Below are 18,164 nucleotides of genomic sequence, written 5' to 3' on the forward strand. Positions count from 1 at the left end.
TTTGGATATAAATGTTCAGGTGTCCAAACTGATATTCTGCTCACCATTGCTTTGGGATGGTGCAAACCCTGTCGGGGACACCCGTTTTAAATATCAAAACTATAAGTCTGGAGTTCGGTATGAATCTTCCGCTCGTTCTTAACGTAGTGGTTTTCGTTGTTCTCCTGTTGCTGCTGGCGCAAACCCGCCACAAGCAATGGAGTCTGGCAAAAAAAGTATTACTCGGTCTGGCCATGGGTGTTGTGTTTGGTCTGGCTTTACAGCTGATCTATGGTTCCGACGATCCGGTACTGAAAACCTCTATTACCTGGTTCAACATTGTCGGTAACGGCTACGTCCAGTTGCTGCAAATGATTGTCATGCCGCTGGTCTTCGTTTCGATTCTGAGTGCGGTAGCAAAACTTCATAACGCGTCTTCGCTGGGCAAAATCAGTTTCCTGACCATCGGTACCCTGCTTTTCACCACGCTGATTGCCTCGCTGGTGGGTATCTTTGTTACCGGCCTGTTTGGTCTGACCGCTGAGGGTCTGGTACAAGGTACGCAGGAAACCGCGCGTCTGACTGCGATTCAGTCAAACTATGTAGGCAAAGTGGCTGACCTGAGCGTGCCTCAGTTAATCCTTTCCTTTATTCCTAAGAACCCGTTTGCTGACCTGACTGGCGCAAGTCCGACGTCAATCATCAGCGTCGTTATCTTTGCTGCTTTCGTGGGTGTTGCCGCCTTGCAGCTGGTAAAAGATGACGCAGAAAAAGGCCCTCGTGTTCTGGTCTTCATCGATACCCTGCAGGCATGGGTGATGAAACTGGTACGTCTGGTCATGAAACTGACTCCGTACGGTGTTCTGGCGCTGATGACCAAAGTGGTTGCCGGTTCCAACATTCAGGACATCATTAAACTCGGCAGCTTCGTGGTCGCGTCTTATCTGGGTCTGGGGATTATGTTTGTGGTTCATGCCGTACTGCTTTCTTTCACTGGCGTGAATCCTGCGAAATTCTTCCGTAAAGTCTGGCCGGTGCTGACCTTCGCGTTCACCAGTCGTTCCAGTGCGGCAACCATTCCGCTGAGTGTTGAAGCGCAAACGCGTCGTCTGGGTATTCCGGAATCTATCGCAAGCTTTGCCGCTTCCTTTGGTGCCACTATCGGCCAGAACGGATGCGCAGGTCTGTACCCGACAATGCTGGCCGTGATGGTTGCACCAACCGTCGGTATTAACCCGTTTGATCCAGTATGGATTGCGACGCTGGTTGGTATCGTGACACTGAGCTCTGCCGGTGTGGCGGGTGTCGGTGGCGGCGCGACCTTTGCTGCGCTGATCGTATTACCTGCTATGGGTCTGCCGGTCACGCTGGTGGCACTGCTTATCTCTGTCGAGCCATTGATTGATATGGGGCGTACTGCGCTTAACGTCAGCGGATCAATGACTGCCGGTACGATTACCAGCCAGTTACTGAAACAGACCGACAAAGAAGTGATGAATTCAGAAGAAACAGCAGAACTGGCACACCGCTAAGTTCAGATTGCTGAAAACAATAAACCGAAGCCATTGGCTTCGGTTTTTTTATGCCTACATTGCCGCATTTACTCAGAACGGATAGTCGTGGAATCCAATCTGCTCAGAGATATTACGCGCGGCGGTATGCAGCATTTCGACGTAGTGGCTTTTGCTTTCTTCAGAGAAACGGATAGTCGGGAAGGAAATGCTTAACCCGGCAATCACAACGCCAAAGCGGTCAAAAACAGGAACAGCGATACAACGCAGACCTTGTTCCTGTTCTTCATTATCTTCGCCATAACCTTGCTCACGCACCTGCACCAATGCAGCCTGCAAATCGGCTGCATTCATGATGGTATTTTCGGTACTGCGGGTGAATTCAATTTCCTGCAACAACGTACTGACTTCCGCTTTGTCGCCCCATGCCAGCAGCACTTTACCAATCGCCGTGGTATGCAGGGGATTGCGGCGACCAATGCGTGAATGCATACGCAGGTTGTACATGGAATCAATTTTATGGATGTAGACGATGCCGTCTTCATCCAGTGCGCCAAGGTGAATAGTTTCACGGGTCAGGCGGGACAATTCGCGCATCTGAATATCAGCGCTGCGGATAAGATCGACGTTTTGCAGTGCCTTAGCACCCAGTTCAAACAATTTCAGAGTCAGTGAATATTTCTCTGACTCACCTTCCTGTGCAACATAGCCGAGTGACTTCATGGTCTGAAGGAAACGGTATACCGTGCTTTTAGACATCATAACGCGTTGAGAAAGTTCAGTAATACCAATCTCACGTTCTTCGCCCAGCGCCTGTAAAATACCAAAAACTTTCAGGACAGATGAGACGGAATCGGGTTGCTTATCAAGATCTGCGATAGCCATAGGGTGAGTTACCTGCTCGCGTTGGTTTTGTTTCAAAAAAAATAGAACGTGGTTTTTATTATAGTGGTAAGCCTTGTACAGAAGCAATCAACCCATTGATTGAGAATGTAAGAACTGTTAAGCCAGTTTCATTCCCGGCGAAGAGATAAATAATTCATTTCATCATGTGACAATAGTCACTTTACGTTGATTAGCGTAGTAATATTCCCCTTACTGATGACTACGCACTGACAGAACTCATGACTCCAACACCCACTGATGGCTTACCTCTTCCACAACGATACGGCGCGATCCTGGCGATTGCGCTGGGGATCACCGTTTCTGTGCTGGACGGGGCGATCGCAAACGTCGCGCTCCCGACAATTGCCAATGATTTCCATGCCAGTCCGGCGACGTCAATCTGGGTGGTGAATGCCTACCAGCTGGCGATTACCATTTCGCTGCTTTCTCTGGCATCGCTTGGCGATATTTTCGGCTACCGCCGCATTTATCAGACCGGGCTGTTGGTGTTTAGTATCACCTCACTTTTTTGCGCCCTCTCAGATTCTCTGCTGACACTGACGGTCGCCCGCGTTTTACAAGGTTTTGGCGCCGCCGCGATCATGAGTGTGAACACCGCGCTTATCCGGATTATTTATCCTCAGCGATTCTTAGGGCGCGGCGTGGGCATCAATGCGCTGATTGTGGCCGTGTCTGCTGCTGCCGGACCGACCATCGCTGCGGGCATCCTTTCTGTCGCGTCCTGGCAATGGCTGTTTGCCATCAACGTGCCGATCGGTATTGTTGCTCTGATTCTGGGTCTGAAGTTTCTGCCAGCGAACTCCACACGCAGTCAGGGGCAGCGTTTTGATATTACCAGCAGCGTGATGAACGCTCTGACTTTTGGTTTACTGATCAGCGCCATCAGCGGGTTTGCGCAAGGAATGAATCATATGCTGATCCTCGGCGAAGTCATTGCTCTTCTGGTCATTGGCTGGTTCTTTGTTCGCCGTCAGCTGACGAGACCCTTTCCGCTGCTGCCGGTTGATTTGCTGCGTATTCCGATTTTCAGTATGTCGCTCGGGACATCACTGTGCTCTTTTAGCGCACAGATGCTGGCATTTGTTTCCCTGCCCTTCTTCCTGCAAAATACATTGGGTTTGAATTCAGTTGAAACCGGCCTTCTGCTGACGCCGTGGCCGCTGGCGACGATGGTGATGGCGCCGATTGCAGGCCGACTGGTGGAGCGCTTCCATCCCGGAATGCTGGGCGGAATTGGTCTGGTGGTCTTTTCATTCGGGCTATTTTCACTTTCATTACTGCCACCCGAGCCTTCGCATCTGAACATTATCTGGCGCATGTTACTCTGCGGAGCCGGTTTCGGGTTATTTCAGTCACCCAATAACCACACAATTATCAGCTCAGCACCGCGCAATCGCAGTGGCGGAGCCAGTGGCCTGTTGGGTACAGCGCGCCTTCTGGGACAAACTACCGGCGCGGCAATGGTCGCACTGATGTTTAACCTGTTCCCTCAGCACGGTACGCACGCTTCTTTGATCCTCGCCGGAACTCTCGCAGGCACCGGCGCTCTGGTCAGTCTGCTGCGAATGACGCAAAAAATCAGCAGTCAGCGTGAAGCAGAAAACGCTAAGCTGTAAAATTCAGGCATGAAAAAGCCCGGCTATAATGGCCGGGCTTTTATTAACCAATCATCGCCAGAGGCTGATTATTGGCTTCTTATTTGCTTCTTATTTAATGTATGCACCGCTGCGCAATGCTTCAATACGCTTATCCAGCGGTGGGTGAGACATAAACAACTCACTGAATGATTTCGATTTACCGTTAATACAGAACGCCATCATGCTTCCCGCTTCCTGCGGTTCATGACTGGTTTTCAGACGCTGCAATGCAGCAATCATTTTCTCACGACCTACCAGTTTTGCAGAACCCGCATCGGCATGGAATTCACGGTGACGCGAGAACCACATGGTGATGATGCTGGCCAGAATACCGAATACCAGTTCAAGTACAGTTGCCACGGCAAAATAAATCAACGGGTTACCGTTACTGCTCTCTTCGCCATCACGGTTACCGGAAAGGAAACCAGAAGCCACCTGCGCGATAATACGTGAAATGAAGATAACGAAGGTGTTCACCACACCCTGGATCAGGGTCATGGTCACCATGTCGCCATTCGCAATGTGGCTGATTTCGTGGGCGATAACCGCTTCGGCTTCATCCTGACTCATGCTTTGCAGCAGTCCGGTGCTGACAGCTACCAGAGAGGCATCGCGGCGCGCGCCTGTCGCGAACGCATTAATATCTGGCGCGTGATAAATCGCGACCTGTGGCATACCAATACCCGCCTGCTGAGACTGACGACGAACGGTTTCCATCAACCAGCGTTCAGTTTCATTGCGAGGTTGCTCGATAACTTCACCACCCACCGAGCGTAACGCCATCCATTTAGACATCAGCAACGAGACAATTGCACCACCGAAGCCAAACAGCCCGGCCATGATCATCAATCCCGGCACGCTGCTGTGCTGAATGCCAGTCAGGCTAAGCACCAGCCCGAATACCAGCATAACGGCCAGGTTAGTCAGCAGGAACAACGCTATACGCATCATAAAATTTTACTTCCTCATTGTTACTTCATTGTTATTGGCAGAGTTTAACCACCGGCACATAGCACACCCGGCTGTACTGATCCTATGGGCTTCTTACTAAGATTCAAGAGCCCGTGCGTTCTGAAGGTCTAAAATCACAATACTTTACATTTTGAAGCGTTTTATTTCACAGACAAGCCTGAAATTTAGAAGATTTTTCATAATTCACGCATAAAAAAAGCGCACCGGAGTGCGCTTCTTATTTGTCCAACTGCGTGCTTATTTCGCAGCAGTCTGGTCGGCCTGAGCCTTTTCCAGTTTGCCGAGATCAACAGCAATATGGTCAGCTTCATCGAGATAAGGATCCGGAGCAACGTAGTCTTTCGGCAAATCGTCGAGAGATTTAAGCGGCTTCTTACCTTCACGCTTGAAGCGTTCATTCAGACGGCTAAGACGCAGGGCATCGTCCTCTTTATCTTCTTTATCACGCTGCGCGTAATTCAGAGAGGCGATGTTACGTTTGTCTTTCAGCGCCTTGTAATGGGCAATGTCTTGCTGGATGTACTGGAACTCTGGATCTTTCGCAATACGGGCTTCATGGTCTTTCAGCAATTCAGGCAGGAACGGTTTCATGTCGCCTAATTTGGTGTAAGTTGCCGCATTAATGCTATCCCACGGAAGTGCGTTATCTTCGAACTTCTCGCCGGTTTCAATCGATTCAATACCGGTTGGCATCAGAATGTCCGGGGTCACCCCTTTACGCTGAGTACTGCCACCGTTGATACGATAAAACTTCTGGATAGTGTATTGCACGGAACCGAGTGCTGGCCATTCCGGGCGCAGCATTTGGTCATAAATACGGTTCAGCGAACGATATTGCTGAACGGTACCTTTACCGAAGGTTGGCTCACCGACAATCAGCGCACGACCGTAATCCTGCATTGCGGCTGCAAAGATTTCGGAAGCAGAAGCACTGAAGCGATCAACCAGAACCACCAGCGGGCCTTTATAGTAAACGACGCCATCGGTATCGCTGTCCTGACGGATGCGGCCGTTGTTATCGCGAACCTGAACCACCGGGCCACTCGGAATAAACAGACCAGACAACGAAACCGCTTCAGTCAGTGCACCACCGCCGTTAGTACGGAGATCGATAACCAGACTGTTGACGTTCTGCTTCGCCATTTTCTGCAACTGAACTTTTACGTCATCCGTCAGGCCAACGTAGAAACCAGGAATGTCCATCACAGCGACTTTTTGAGCGCCAACATTCTTAATGGTCATTTTAACTGCGCGATCTTCCAGACGGATTTTCTCGCGAGTCAGCGTGATCACGTGGTTTTTAGCATTCTTGCCGGCCGGCAAGATTTGCAGACGGACTTTGCTGCCTTTCGGCCCTTTGATGAGCGCGACGACGTCATCAAGACGCCAGCCAATCACATCGACAATTGGCGTTTGTTTTCCTGCCTGAACCTGGCCTACACCGACAATACGGTCACCGACTGCAATAGCTTTGCTTTTGGCCGCCGGGCCGCCAGCTACCATCGAATTGATGACTGTGTAATCGTCGTCGCCCTGCAATACCGCGCCAATACCTTCCAGAGACAGGCTCATTTCGGTATTAAACTGCTCGGTGCTGCGGGGCGAGAGATAGTTGGTGTGCGGATCGATTTCATGCGCGAAGGCATTCATCACCAGCTGGAAAACATCTTCGCTGTTACTTTGTGTCAGACGCTTCATCGCAAAATGATAACGCTTGGAGAGCACGTCACGGATTTCCTGATCGTTTTTGCCAGTCAGTTTGAGGTTCAGCTCGTCATATTTGACTTTCGCATCCCACAATTTGTCCAGCTCAGCGCGGTCTTTCGGCCACGGTGCTTTAGTGCGATCAAGTTCAATCGTGTCGTTGCCCGTGAAATCCATCGGGCGCTCAAGCACTTTCAACGCATAGTCATAGCGTTCAAAGCGGCGTTTTTGAGCCAGATTGAAAAGAGCATATGGCGTGGTTAACTGACCGGTTTTCAGTTCCTCACCCAAGGTTGCACGTTTATCAGTAAACTGTGCGACATCGGAAGCCATTAATACGTTATGGCCATAATCGAGCATGTTGAGGTAACGGTCGAAGATTTTCGCTGAGAAATCTGCATTAAGGTCGAACTGACGATAATGTGAACGGGTAAAGCGAGCAGTAACACGCTCGCTCACCGTTGCATCCTGAGGATCCTGAGTTAAATTAGGGAGTTGAGCGAGAGTCACCGGTGTACTCTCGTTCGCTGCAAAGCTGGTGTTCACCAGCCCTGCTCCTGCCATTAACAGACCCGCAATAACGCTTAATCTGACAAATTTGTTCATGCCTGAGTTGGCCTCCGTATCAGAACTGCAAGTGTTCTGCGCGCACGATCATCGCCAGACCCGAAGAGAGTTGAACGCGTACACCGTCTTTGGCAATTTCCAAAACGGTTGCATCCATTGCACTCTGTCCTGCTCTGACTTTGATTTCCTGGCCAATTTGCAGTTTTGAAATGTCTGTTACTGGCACCTGACGCGGTTCACGTTTTTCCTCACGCGGTGGGCGAGGTGTACGTGGTTTGCGATTTTCCTGACCAGCTACAGCAGCGGGCGCATTTTCACGACGCGGCGCGGGTTTTTTACCGGCCGGACGTGGACGACGTGGCTCAGTGGTTTCACCGGCTTCACGACGTTTAGCCTGTTGTTCTGCACGTTGTGCCTGAACGCGGGCTTTTGCTTCTTCCAACTGTTTACGGGCATGTTCAACGTGCTGCTCTTCGAGAACGCCACATGAATTACCATCAAGGTCAACGCGTTCTGCGCCAACTTTGACGCCGTACAGATAGCGCCAGCTTGAGGTATACAGACGCAGAGCAGAGCGTAACTGAGTTTTGCTCAGATTCTCTTCACCTTGCACGCGCTCGACCAAATCCGCAAAGATACCGATCTTTAATGGGCGTGCTTCGCCTTCGGCGGTAAAACAGAGCGGGAACCGCTCAGCCAAAAAGGCGATGACTTCTTTACTACTGTTCAACTTAGGTTGATTTTCCATGAAATTTCCTGATTACAACGGGTTTGCCAACCGGCGCAGGCATGAACAGGCGTCATTATAATGACGCCGTTATTAAATGCCACGTTATCCGACGATCAACTTACGATCAGATTGACATATTTTTCAGCATCGCAGTTTTCGAGATGCTGGCAAAGCCCGCTGACTAACTCTGTCAGCCCCTGTTCATCGGCTTCGTCGAAGCGTTGATAAACGGTGCTATCAATGTCTAATACGCCGATCACTTTGCCATTTACTGTTACTGGCAGAACGATTTCGGCATTACTTGCTGCGTCACAGGCGATATGGCCCGGGAAGGCATGAACATCACCCACACGTTGCACAGTATTTTCCGCCACTGCCGTACCGCAAACACCTTTTCCTACCGGAATACGCACGCAGGCAATTTTACCCTGGAATGGTCCCAGCACCAGCGTTGTGCCATCCATCAGATAAAAACCTACCCAATTAACGCCTTCAAGGCGTTCAAAAAGTAAAGCACTCGCATTCGACAGAGTCGCAATAAAATTGTTTTCTCCGGCGATCAACGCGCTCAAATCACGTTTTAATTCCGTGTAGAATGCTTCTTTATTCATGTAGTAACCAATAATAACCTAAGGGCACTGAGCCATTCTGTTGTGCTTAACCCCTATAAAATAAGCATTAAATGCCCATATGAACAAGGTTAATCCTGTGTGACATCAAAAAGACTCACCTACAATAACTGTTTGCCGACCGCATAATACGTTATTTTGTCAAAAAAACCTGGCTGATCTTGGCCTGATGGCCTCGCCTGACCCCTTCGCGGGATGCGTAATTGTAACAACAGGTATTCTTTACTATTTCAGGCACTATGAAAATACACACAATTTCAGCCCAGATACCACAGATTCGCTATCAGCGATGCAGCGAGTGTGACACGCTTTTCACACTTCCGTCGCTGCAACGCACGCAGACAGCTCATTGTCCGCGTTGTAACGCGAAAGTTGAAAAAGGCAGGGTTTGTTCCCTGCCGCGACTGATCACGATGGCTATCAGCATATTATTGCTGATGCCTTTCGCGTATACCGAACCGCTGATCAGCATTCGTCTGCTGGGGACACGCATTGACGCCAGTTTGCTTGAAGGTATCTGGCAGATGTCGCAACAGGGTGATCCCGTGACCGCCAGCATGGTGGCCTTTTGTACCATCGGTGCACCGCTGACACTCGCCGTCTCCATTCTTTATCTGCATTTTGGCAGCAAGCTTGGGATGAATCTGAAACCAGTGCTGCTGATGCTCGATCGCCTCAAAGACTGGGTGATGCTGGATATTTATCTGGTAGGAATGGCCGTTGCCAGCATCAAAGTTAAAGAATATGCCGACATCAACGTCGGTATTGCGCTGGCCGCCTATCTGATGATGACGCTGATGGTCACGCTGACCATGATAAATCTCAACATCGAGCAGTTATGGGAAGAGTTTTACCCGCAGCGTCAGCCAAAAGGATTGCCCTCTTCATTGCGGTTGTGTCTGGCCTGCAAATTTACCGGTATTCCGGATGAGCGCGGACGCTGCCCGCGCTGCCATGTTCCGATGCGTCTGCGCTATAAGCACAGTTTGCAGAAAACCTGGGCTGCTCTGATTGCCGCCATTGTCTTTTTAATCCCGGCCAATTTGCTGCCCATTTCCATCATCTATGCCAACGGGCAACAGCTGAAGGACACTATATTTTCCGGTGTTGTGTCGCTCGCCACATCGGGGAACGTACCGATCGCCGCCATTGTATTTATCGCCAGCGTGCTGGTGCCATTTACAAAAGTGATCGTGATGCTGACGCTGCTTCTCAGCATTCATTTCAAAGCGATTCAGGGACTTAAAACACGTATCCGCCTTTTCCGTCTGGTGCACTGGATAGGACGCTGGTCGATGCTGGATTTGTTTGTTATTTCATTAATGATGTCGCTGGTTAACCGAGACCAGCTTTTGTCTTTTACGATGGGACCGGCCGCCTTTTACTTTGGCGCTGCCGTAATTCTGACCGTTCTTGCCGTTGAATGGCTTGATAGCCGCTTGATTTGGGATGCACATGCAACAGGAAACGCCGAATACACCGACTGAAGCACGTATTAAACACAGACGCCGGATTTCGCCGTTCTGGCTTCTGCCGTTTATTGCTTTACTGATCGCCGGATGGTTGATTTACAGCAACTATCAGGAACGTGGAAACACTGTGACTATCGATTTCCAGTCAGCGGCAGGTATTGTCGCTGGCCGTACGCCGGTGCGTTATCAGGGCGTGGAAGTTGGCACGGTGGAATCGATCAGCCTGACGAAAGACCTGCGCACTATTCAGGTGAAAGTCAGTATTAAAAGTGACTTGTCTGATGCCCTGCGTGAAGGCACGCAGTTCTGGCTGGTCACTCCGAAAGCGTCTCTTGCGGGCGTTTCAGGACTTGATGCGCTGGTGGGCGGTAACTATATCGGCATGATGCCAGGGCCTGGAAAAGAGAAAGACCACTTTGTGGCGCTCGATACACAGCCTAAATTCCGTCTCAATACCGGCGAACTGATGGTCCATCTGCATGCCAAGGATCTGGGTTCACTGAACACCGGTTCGCTGGTGTATTACCGTAAAATTCCGGTCGGTAAGGTTTATGATTACGATATTGAAAGTGGCAATGAAGGCGTGACGATTGACGTACTGGTCGACAAACGCTTTGCAAATCTGGTCAAAGAAAATACCCGTTTCTGGAACGTTTCAGGCTTTAAGGCAGATTTGAGTCTGAGCGGAGCGAAAGTTCAGATGGAAAGTCTGGCAGCACTGGTGAATGGCGCGATCGCTATGGATTCCCCGAATGACGGAAAACAGGCAAAAGCCGATCAGTCATACGTGCTCTATCCGGATCTGGCGCAAAGCCAGCGTGGTGTGGAAATCAATCTGGATTTACCCGATGGTAACGGGCTATCCGAAGACCAGACACCACTGATGTATCAGGGCTTACAGGTCGGTACGCTGACCAAAATCACATTACAGCCGGATAATAAAGTCACCGGTAAACTGACGGTTGATCCTTCAGTGCTCGACATGATGCGTACCGGCACGCGCATTGAAATGAACAGTCCGAAAATCAGCCTCAATAATGCCAATCTCAGCCAGTTGCTGACCGGTAATACGCTGGAACTGATCCCCGGCGATGGTGAGCCGCAAAAGCATTTTGTGGTGCTCGACAGTAATCAGCGATTGTTGCAGAACCCTGACATACTCAAAGTTCAGCTGATTGCACCGCAGAGTTACGGTATTGATGCGGGACAGCCCATTAAACTTTACGGCCTCAACGTCGGTACGATTATTGACCGGACGCTAACAGATGAAGGCATTGTGTTTAATGTTGCTATCAAGCCGGAATATAAAAACTTGCTGCATAAAGACAGCAAGTTTGTGGTCAACAGCCGCGTTGATGTGAAACTGGGTGTCGATGGTATGGAAGTCCTTGGTGCCAGCGCTCAGGAATGGGTCGATGGTGGTGTGCGTATTATTCCAGGCACCAAAGGCGCACCTGCACAAAAATATCCGCTTTACAGTAATGCCGAAAAAGCTGCCGAAGGCATTCAGGGCGAGCAACCGGGCGCCACGCTGACACTGACCGCTAAAAGCCTGCCTGATGTTCAGACAGGTTCAGTCGTGCTTTACCGGAAATTCCAGGTAGGCCAGATAGTCAATGTCCGTCCTAAAGCCAATGAATTTGAAGTTGATGTTTATATTCAGCCGCAATATCGCAACCTGCTGACAGAGAAGACCATTTTCTGGGCAGAAGGTGGCGCTAAAGTACAGCTCAACGGCAGCGGGCTGACCGTTCAGGCCTCTCCGCTGGATCGCGCGCTTAAAGGCGCTATCAGCTTCGATAATCTTGATGGCGTCACCGCCAGCAAAGGGGCGAAGCGTGTTCTGTATGATTCAGAAACTTCGGCACGCGCAGTTGGCAGCCAGATAACGCTGAATACTTATGATGCCAGTAAGCTTTCCGCCGGCATGCCTATTCGTTATCTGGGCATCACCATCGGTCAGGTGGAGTCGCTGAAACTGGATCCGCAACTGAATCAGGTTTCCGCCAAAGCCGTGTTGTATCCGGAATACGTTGAAAACTTTGCCCGTCGCGGCACCCGGTTCTCAATCGTTTCACCAGAAATTTCCGCCGGTGGCGTCAGCAATCTCGATACGCTTCTCCAGCCCTACATTAATGTAGAAGCAGGCAAAGGCGCGCCAGCGCGCAACTTTGATTTGCAGGACTCCACCATCACCGACTCGCGCTATACGGATGGCCTGGGTATCGTGGTCGATGCAGCCGAAGTCGGTTCATTGCAAATCGGCACGCCGGTGCTGTTCCGCGGAATTGAAGTCGGTACCGTATCGGGCTTCTATCTGGGCGCCATGGCGGATCGGGTGAATGTGACGCTTCGTATCAGTAAAAAATATCAATATCTGGTGCGGGAAAACTCCGTGTTCTGGCTGGCCTCTGGTTACGACCTGCAATTCGGTCTGACCGGTGGCGTGTTCAAAAGCGGCACATTCCAGCAATTTATTCGCGGAGGTATCGCCTTTGCGACGCCGCCAACCACGCCACTGGCGCCGAAAGCCGCCAACGGTAATCATTTCCTGCTCAATCCTGAAGCACCAAAAGACTGGCAGAAATGGGGAACGGCAATCCCGAGAAATTAACCGATATTATGTTGATCAGGGCCACCTTCGGGTGGCCTTTTCTTTATCAGGCAACGCGCGCAGCCCTCTCATCAAGGGTAAATATGGTAAACTCCGCGGCAGAAAATCTTCTTCAGCTCTGGAACCGCACCTTTGTCAAAGCTCACTACCGCCAGCACTTTTACTGATAAATTACCCGCCGCTTTTCTGGAAGCCACACGCGCAGTCATGCCCGCTGAACTGAGCATGGACGATTTTATTGCGGCCTGCCAGCGCCCTCTCCGCCCCAGTCTGCGGGTGAATACCCTGAAAATAAGCGTGACGGATTTCCTTGAACTTGCCGGCAATCATCAGTGGGATTTGGAGCCTGTGCCCTGGTGTGCGGAAGGTTTCTGGATAAACCGCAACGTCCTGGACGATACACGTCTGGGCAATGCCTTATCGCATCTGGCCGGCCTTTTCTATATTCAGGAAGCCAGTTCCATGTTGCCGGTCACGGCGTTATTTGCCAACGATACCCAACCGGTTCTGGTGATGGATGTGGCTGCTGCACCCGGCTCTAAAACCACGCAAATCGCGGCGCTGATGGAAAATCAGGGTGGCATTATTGCCAATGAATATTCCGCCAGCCGCGTCAAAGTGCTGCACGCAAATATCAGCCGCTGTGGCGTCAGTAATACGGCGCTGACTCACTTTGACGGACGCGTATTTGGTGCTGCTCTGCCTGAAACGTTTGACGCTATCCTGCTTGATGCGCCCTGCTCCGGCGAAGGCGTTATCCGCAAAGACCCTGACGCCATGAGCAACTGGTCTGAAAACAGCGTGACTGAAATTGCCTCGACTCAGCGTGAACTGATCGACAGCGCGTTTCATGCGCTTAAACCTGGCGGTGTTTTGGTCTACTCCACCTGCACCCTTAACGCACAGGAAAACCAGCAGGTCTGTCAGTGGTTACTCGATACCTACAGGGATGCGGTTGAAGTGGAGTCGCTGGCTGAGTTATTCACAGACGCCGGTAAAGCCGTCACACCGGAAGGCTATTTGCACGTATTTCCGCAGGTTTATGACAGCGAAGGTTTCTTTGTCGCGCGCTTTCGTAAAACCGATTCTGTTCCGTGTCTGCCAGTCCCGGGATATAAAGTGGGGCGTTTCCCGTTCTCGCCACTTTCCCGTCAAGACAGCGCCGAAATTATCAAGGCAGCGGGTCTCTCAGGGCTTTCCTGGCCTGAGAAACAATACACATTATGGCAGCGTGATAAAGAAATCTGGCTGTTCCCTGCCGTGCTGGAACCTGTTTTTGGCAAAGTCCGTTTTTCCCGTATCGGTGTGCGGCTGGCGGAGCGTTTTCCGAAAGGATTTCGCTGGCAGCATGAAGCTGTGGTGGCTTTCAGTGTCAAAGATGCCAAAAACCGCTTTGAGATAAATGATGAACTGGCGCAAAGCTGGTTCCGTGGCGTCGATATCTATCCGGACGACACGCCACCCGCTGATGAATGTCTGGTGACCTGGCTTGGCCAGCCATTGGGATTGGCAAAACGCATCGGTAGTCGTATTAAAAACAGCCTGCCGCGTGAACTGGTAAGAGACGGTGCGATACGTCCGCAGACATTGTCGAACGATTAATCAGACTTAACTTTCCCGCAATCTTCTGTGCCAGAGGAGCATTCCGACGGCGCAGAATATTCTGCTTAACCTTCATTCATACCGACAAAAACACCTGATAACGGCATTTCTGTGAATACTGTGCAACTGAACTTTTAGGTGAAATCACGGTGCCAAAGTGTATATAACAATTAGTAGCAGAGCATTTTATGCTTCATATATCGGATAGCGACTTATATTATCAAGAAAGGTTTATTGAATTATAAGTAGGAATAATCCTATCGTGGCATGTATTATTGCCATCAAGATAACATTGTCAGTGATATATCATTTTCAGATATAAATCTTAATGCCTGATGTTGAGTAAAGACCTGCCAGTCGGAGAAGTATCATGTCGGATGAAATGAAACTCGAATCAGCAGATGGGCTGCTTTTACAGCAAATGGCCAGCCTGCGAGACATTATCGATAACAATTCTGACTGGATCTGGGAAGTCGATGCGCAGGGGCGTTATGTTTTCTCCTCCAACAAATGCATCGAGTTCCTGGGCGTTCCGCCTGAAAAAGTATTAGGGAAAACCCCTTTCGATTTTATGCCTCCGGATGAAGCCCGCCGCGTTGGCGAGCAATTTGCTGCCATCGTTGAGCGTCGCGCCCCTTTCGGTGGATTACTGAACCGTAATATCCGCCCGGACGGCACTGAAGTCATTCTCGAAACCAGCGGTGTTCCGCTCTTTGATGATGAGGGGAACTTCCGTGGCTATCGCGGGATTGATCGCAATCTGACCAGCCTCGATCAGGCGCCGGGTCAGCGTCTCTTCCAGCTAGAAACAATCTATTCCAATGCGCCGGTTGGCCTGTGTTTCATTGATTTGCAGATGCGATACGTCACGGTCAATGACGCAATGGCCACTATTATCGGCCTGCAACCCTACGAAGCGATCGGCCGAAAAGTCGGCGTTTTCCTGCCAGGGCTTTCCCCTCTGCTGAATAACGCGCTGGAACTGGCCCAGCGTAACGAAACAACACCCGATCGTGAGTTTTCCGTTCCCGGAAAAAATCAGGTTTTCTTCGTGCGTATTAAAGCGGCTTATGACGGTCAGAATCAGCTGAATGGCCTTTCCGTCGCGATGACTGACATTACCAGCCTCAAACGAATGGAAAGAGCCCTGCGCGAAAGCCAGGAGCATTATCGCAACATGGTTGAGCTTAACCCGCAAATCCCGTGGACAGCCGATCCGCGCGGGATGCTCAATGATGTCAGTTCACGCTTTCAACGGATAACCGGCATGACCCGGCAGGATATTCTGGCAGACAAGTGGATCCAGAGTATGCATGTGGAAGACCGCCGCGCCGCCGTTCAGACCTGGGAACAATGCCTGAAAACAGGCGCGCCGCTGGATATTGAAGTCCGCTTTTGTCACGTAGATCGCGGCTGGAACTGGATGCGTATCCGCGCAGCAGCCAGCTATGCCTCCGATGGCTCGATTCAACGCTGGTACGGTACCGCCGAAGACGTTCATGAACGCAAATTGCTGGAACTGAAGCTGGTCAAAGCCAACCGCCGGCTGGAAATCCAGGCACGCACAGATTCACTGACCAAACTGCCTAACCGCCGCGAGTTCAAAAAAGTGCTCAGCCATGAATATATGCGCGCCAAACGGAACCGCACGCCGCTGACCGTAGTGATGATCGACATAGACTACTTCAAACACTTTAACGACCATTACGGCCATCTTTCCGGTGATGCCTGCCTGCGTTTAGTCGCACGCACCTTGCGCAAATCACTCAAACGCAGCACTGACGTCGTGACACGTTTTGGCGGTGAAGAGTTCGCTGCCATTCTGCCGGATACTGACCTGAAAGGCGCATGGATTGTCGCACAACACATTATGGAATCGATTGAATCGCTGGGCATCAAGCATAGCTTCAGTGAATTTAACCGCGTCACCATCAGTCAGGGGATTGCGACTTATATGCCGGACCAGGATCCAGGCATTGAAGATCAGTCGGATATCGTCAGTGCCGCAGATGAGGCCTTGTATCTGTCCAAAAATAATGGCCGCAACCAGATTAACGCGATGCCTGTGTCAGTAAGATTTAATCAGCTTTAATCCTTTTCTGAGCCGCTGCATCTAGCATAAGGCGGCTCCCGGCATTTTAACACCGCCCACCCGGTTCAAAATCCTGCCTCTTCTCGTCATCCATAAAAAAGAATATCCGCAAAAATTCGGGTGGCGCTTTTTGTGCTATCGACTATTCTCAAATAAGGCAGACCAACTGGTCATACCTGATGTCATTGAAATGGCTTACTTCACTCTGGCGAGGAGTATCAGATGGGAAAATCGATTATCCGGATTGGCAGTTACGAAATTGACGATGCACATCTTTCAACGCCTGAAGCAAAAGGCGGCGATAAGGTGCATATTCCGTGCAAATCAGACCCTGATTTGTGCATGCAGCTTGATGCCTGGGATGACCACACCAGCGTTCCGGCAGTCCTCGATGGCCGTCATTCTGTGTTGTATAAAGAAAAGTACGACGAACAGAAAGATGAGTGGATCATGCGACTGGAGTAACACAGCGTGGCGAACGGAATTGAGTTCGCCACGCCGCTTGCGGTCGGACGGCGTGAGTCACTGTTGAGGTTGAGTTTTTTTGACCAGAGAGATACCCCGCCCGGCAAAAAAGCGCGCGAAAGTTTCCACAGGTAACGTGACATCCTGTTGGGTAGAAACATTGTGACCTGAAGGGTTATGAAAGGTCACAGTCTGAGCATCCGCTCGCGTTACCAGCACCAGATGACCGCCTTTGTGCGGGGGTGTGGAGTCCGGGATACGAACCGAAGGATGCACCGAAGCCATAAAAAACCGGTGTTCCTGCAGCTGACCGGCAATTTCTTGTGCCGAGATATCTACCTTCACCTGAGCTTCAAGCCCCAACTCCTGCCGGACATATTCAACAAAAGGCGCGTAGATCAGCCCCTTAATGTTGTCACCCTCGCGAATATATGCCCCGTAGGACAAGCTGCGGTAGGTCAGTTTCAAAACAGGCACTACTTTGCCTGAAACAGCGGCCAGCACCATTTTCAGGCAACACATCCCGCAAACATGGTTTGCCCACTCAATAAACTCCTGCTGCTCTGATGCGCCCGACTGAGGCCACAAACTGATATCACTGAGTTTGATATCTCCGGCAATAATCCCGGCCGCACAGTCAGGATCTTCCCACTGGTTAAAATAAGGGACTGCGGAAGAAGCAGAAAACGATGGCTGATTAACGGACATGACGTATTCCTGGTCGAACACTGAAAACATCAGGTTGATCATTTCACTGACGAATGAAAAGGCCTGATTTCTGCATCAGGCCTCTGGAAGGGTTTAGAACTTTTCAACCATCCGGAACTTCATGAGTAACAGAGGCATAGTCGGTTCAAACATTTCATATTCCTCAAAGAAACGCTGGTGCTCTTTGCGCCAGTATTCCAGCGTCCGGTCACCTTCTCCTTCTTCCCAGGCATGTTGTTCTGTTACCTGATCAAAAGGCACTTGTTTCACTTCGGTCAGTTGCACGGCACACACCGGATTATTGCGGCCATCAACTACCACAAAGATTTCACCCGGCTCAGGTTCAGGATCATCATCAAGATTTGAACAGGTGGCGGTTTTTGTGCCAGCAATAACGCGCTTAGCCAGTTCGTCAGCTGACGATTCAGTATCACCAAACGACCAGCGCTCTGCGTCCCTGTATTTGAGTGGGATCTGCGGAATCATAATTTATCCTTTCAATTGAGATAGTTCACTGCCATTACAGTTAAACATTAGCACAAAAAAACCCGCCGCAGCGGGTTTTGCAAGCCGGAA

Annotated in this window: 14 protein-coding genes; 7 read left to right on the top strand and 7 right to left on the bottom strand. The window is 50.5% G+C overall.

Annotated elements, in window-relative coordinates; all coding sequences use genetic code 11:
- Positions 1-119 precede the first annotated feature (119 nt).
- A complete protein-coding gene (locus UC15_RS08145; protein WP_112287985.1) occupies positions 120-1,511 on the top strand; it encodes an L-cystine transporter in 1,392 nt (463 codons plus the stop codon).
- Between the two features lie 72 nt (positions 1,512-1,583).
- Here the strand turns inward: UC15_RS08145 and kdgR are convergent, their stop codons facing one another.
- On the bottom strand, positions 1,584-2,375 hold the full coding sequence (gene kdgR, locus UC15_RS08150) for a DNA-binding transcriptional regulator KdgR (RefSeq protein WP_112287986.1): 792 nt from the start codon (positions 2,373-2,375) through the stop codon (positions 1,584-1,586).
- 239 nt (positions 2,376-2,614) lie between these two features.
- Here kdgR and UC15_RS08155 point away from each other — a divergent pair, with 239 nt between their 5' ends.
- Positions 2,615-4,012, top strand: a complete 1,398-nt coding sequence (locus UC15_RS08155; protein ID WP_112287987.1) for an MFS transporter — start codon at positions 2,615-2,617, stop codon at positions 4,010-4,012.
- 90 nt (positions 4,013-4,102) lie between these two features.
- Here the strand turns inward: UC15_RS08155 and htpX are convergent, their stop codons facing one another.
- The 4 genes from htpX to UC15_RS08175 form a co-directional block, all read right to left on the bottom strand.
- The gene (gene htpX, locus UC15_RS08160; RefSeq protein WP_112287988.1) at positions 4,103-4,984 is read right to left on the bottom strand and encodes a protease HtpX; all 882 of its coding nucleotides are present in this window, start codon (positions 4,982-4,984) and stop codon (positions 4,103-4,105) included.
- 258 nt (positions 4,985-5,242) lie between these two features.
- Entirely contained in the window at positions 5,243-7,315 is a 2,073-nt protein-coding gene (gene prc, locus UC15_RS08165) for a carboxy terminal-processing peptidase (protein WP_112287989.1), read from the bottom strand.
- Positions 7,316-7,334: 19 nt separating this feature from the next.
- Positions 7,335-8,024 (bottom strand): RNA chaperone ProQ, encoded by a 690-nt coding sequence (gene proQ / locus UC15_RS08170; protein ID WP_112287990.1) that lies wholly within the window; start codon positions 8,022-8,024, stop codon positions 7,335-7,337.
- 95 nt (positions 8,025-8,119) lie between these two features.
- A complete protein-coding gene (locus tag UC15_RS08175; RefSeq protein WP_112287991.1) occupies positions 8,120-8,617 on the bottom strand; it encodes a GAF domain-containing protein in 498 nt (165 codons plus the stop codon).
- A 257-nt stretch (positions 8,618-8,874) separates the two neighbouring features.
- On the opposite strand from UC15_RS08175, the gene yebS reads away from it, so the two are divergent.
- The 5 genes from yebS (at position 8,875) to UC15_RS08200 (ending at position 16,880) form a co-directional block, all read left to right on the top strand.
- Positions 8,875-10,122, top strand: a complete 1,248-nt coding sequence (gene yebS / locus UC15_RS08180; RefSeq protein WP_112287992.1) for a membrane integrity lipid transport subunit YebS — start codon at positions 8,875-8,877, stop codon at positions 10,120-10,122.
- Entirely contained in the window at positions 10,091-12,721 is a 2,631-nt protein-coding gene (locus UC15_RS08185) for a PqiB family protein (RefSeq protein ID WP_112287993.1), read from the top strand. The genes yebS and UC15_RS08185 overlap by 32 nt, the downstream gene beginning before the upstream one ends.
- 207 nt (positions 12,722-12,928) lie before the next feature.
- Positions 12,929-14,323 (top strand): 16S rRNA (cytosine(1407)-C(5))-methyltransferase RsmF, encoded by a 1,395-nt coding sequence (rsmF, locus tag UC15_RS08190; protein ID WP_198659683.1) that lies wholly within the window; start codon positions 12,929-12,931, stop codon positions 14,321-14,323.
- 370 nt (positions 14,324-14,693) lie between these two features.
- Positions 14,694-16,415 (top strand): diguanylate cyclase, encoded by a 1,722-nt coding sequence (locus UC15_RS08195; protein ID WP_112287994.1) that lies wholly within the window; start codon positions 14,694-14,696, stop codon positions 16,413-16,415.
- Between the two features lie 222 nt (positions 16,416-16,637).
- Positions 16,638-16,880: a YebV family protein gene (locus UC15_RS08200; RefSeq protein ID WP_112287995.1), complete on the top strand. Its 243-nt coding sequence runs from the start codon at positions 16,638-16,640 to the stop codon at positions 16,878-16,880.
- Between the two features lie 57 nt (positions 16,881-16,937).
- On the opposite strand, the gene UC15_RS08205 is transcribed toward UC15_RS08200, so the two are convergent.
- Complete coding sequence (locus UC15_RS08205; protein ID WP_198659681.1) at positions 16,938-17,588, bottom strand: C39 family peptidase; 651 nt, start codon at positions 17,586-17,588, stop codon at positions 16,938-16,940.
- A gap of 93 nt (positions 17,589-17,681) precedes the next feature.
- Positions 17,682-18,074 carry an ASCH domain-containing protein gene (locus tag UC15_RS08210; RefSeq protein ID WP_112287996.1) on the bottom strand — a complete coding sequence of 131 codons (393 nt, stop codon included), beginning with the start codon at positions 18,072-18,074 and terminating at the stop codon, positions 17,682-17,684.
- Between the last annotated feature and the right edge of the window lie 90 nt (positions 18,075-18,164).

Origin of the sequence: Rahnella sp. AN3-3W3 (genome assembly GCF_003263545.1) — a bacterium.
Taxonomy (GTDB): Bacteria; Pseudomonadota; Gammaproteobacteria; order Enterobacterales; family Enterobacteriaceae; genus Rahnella; species Rahnella variigena.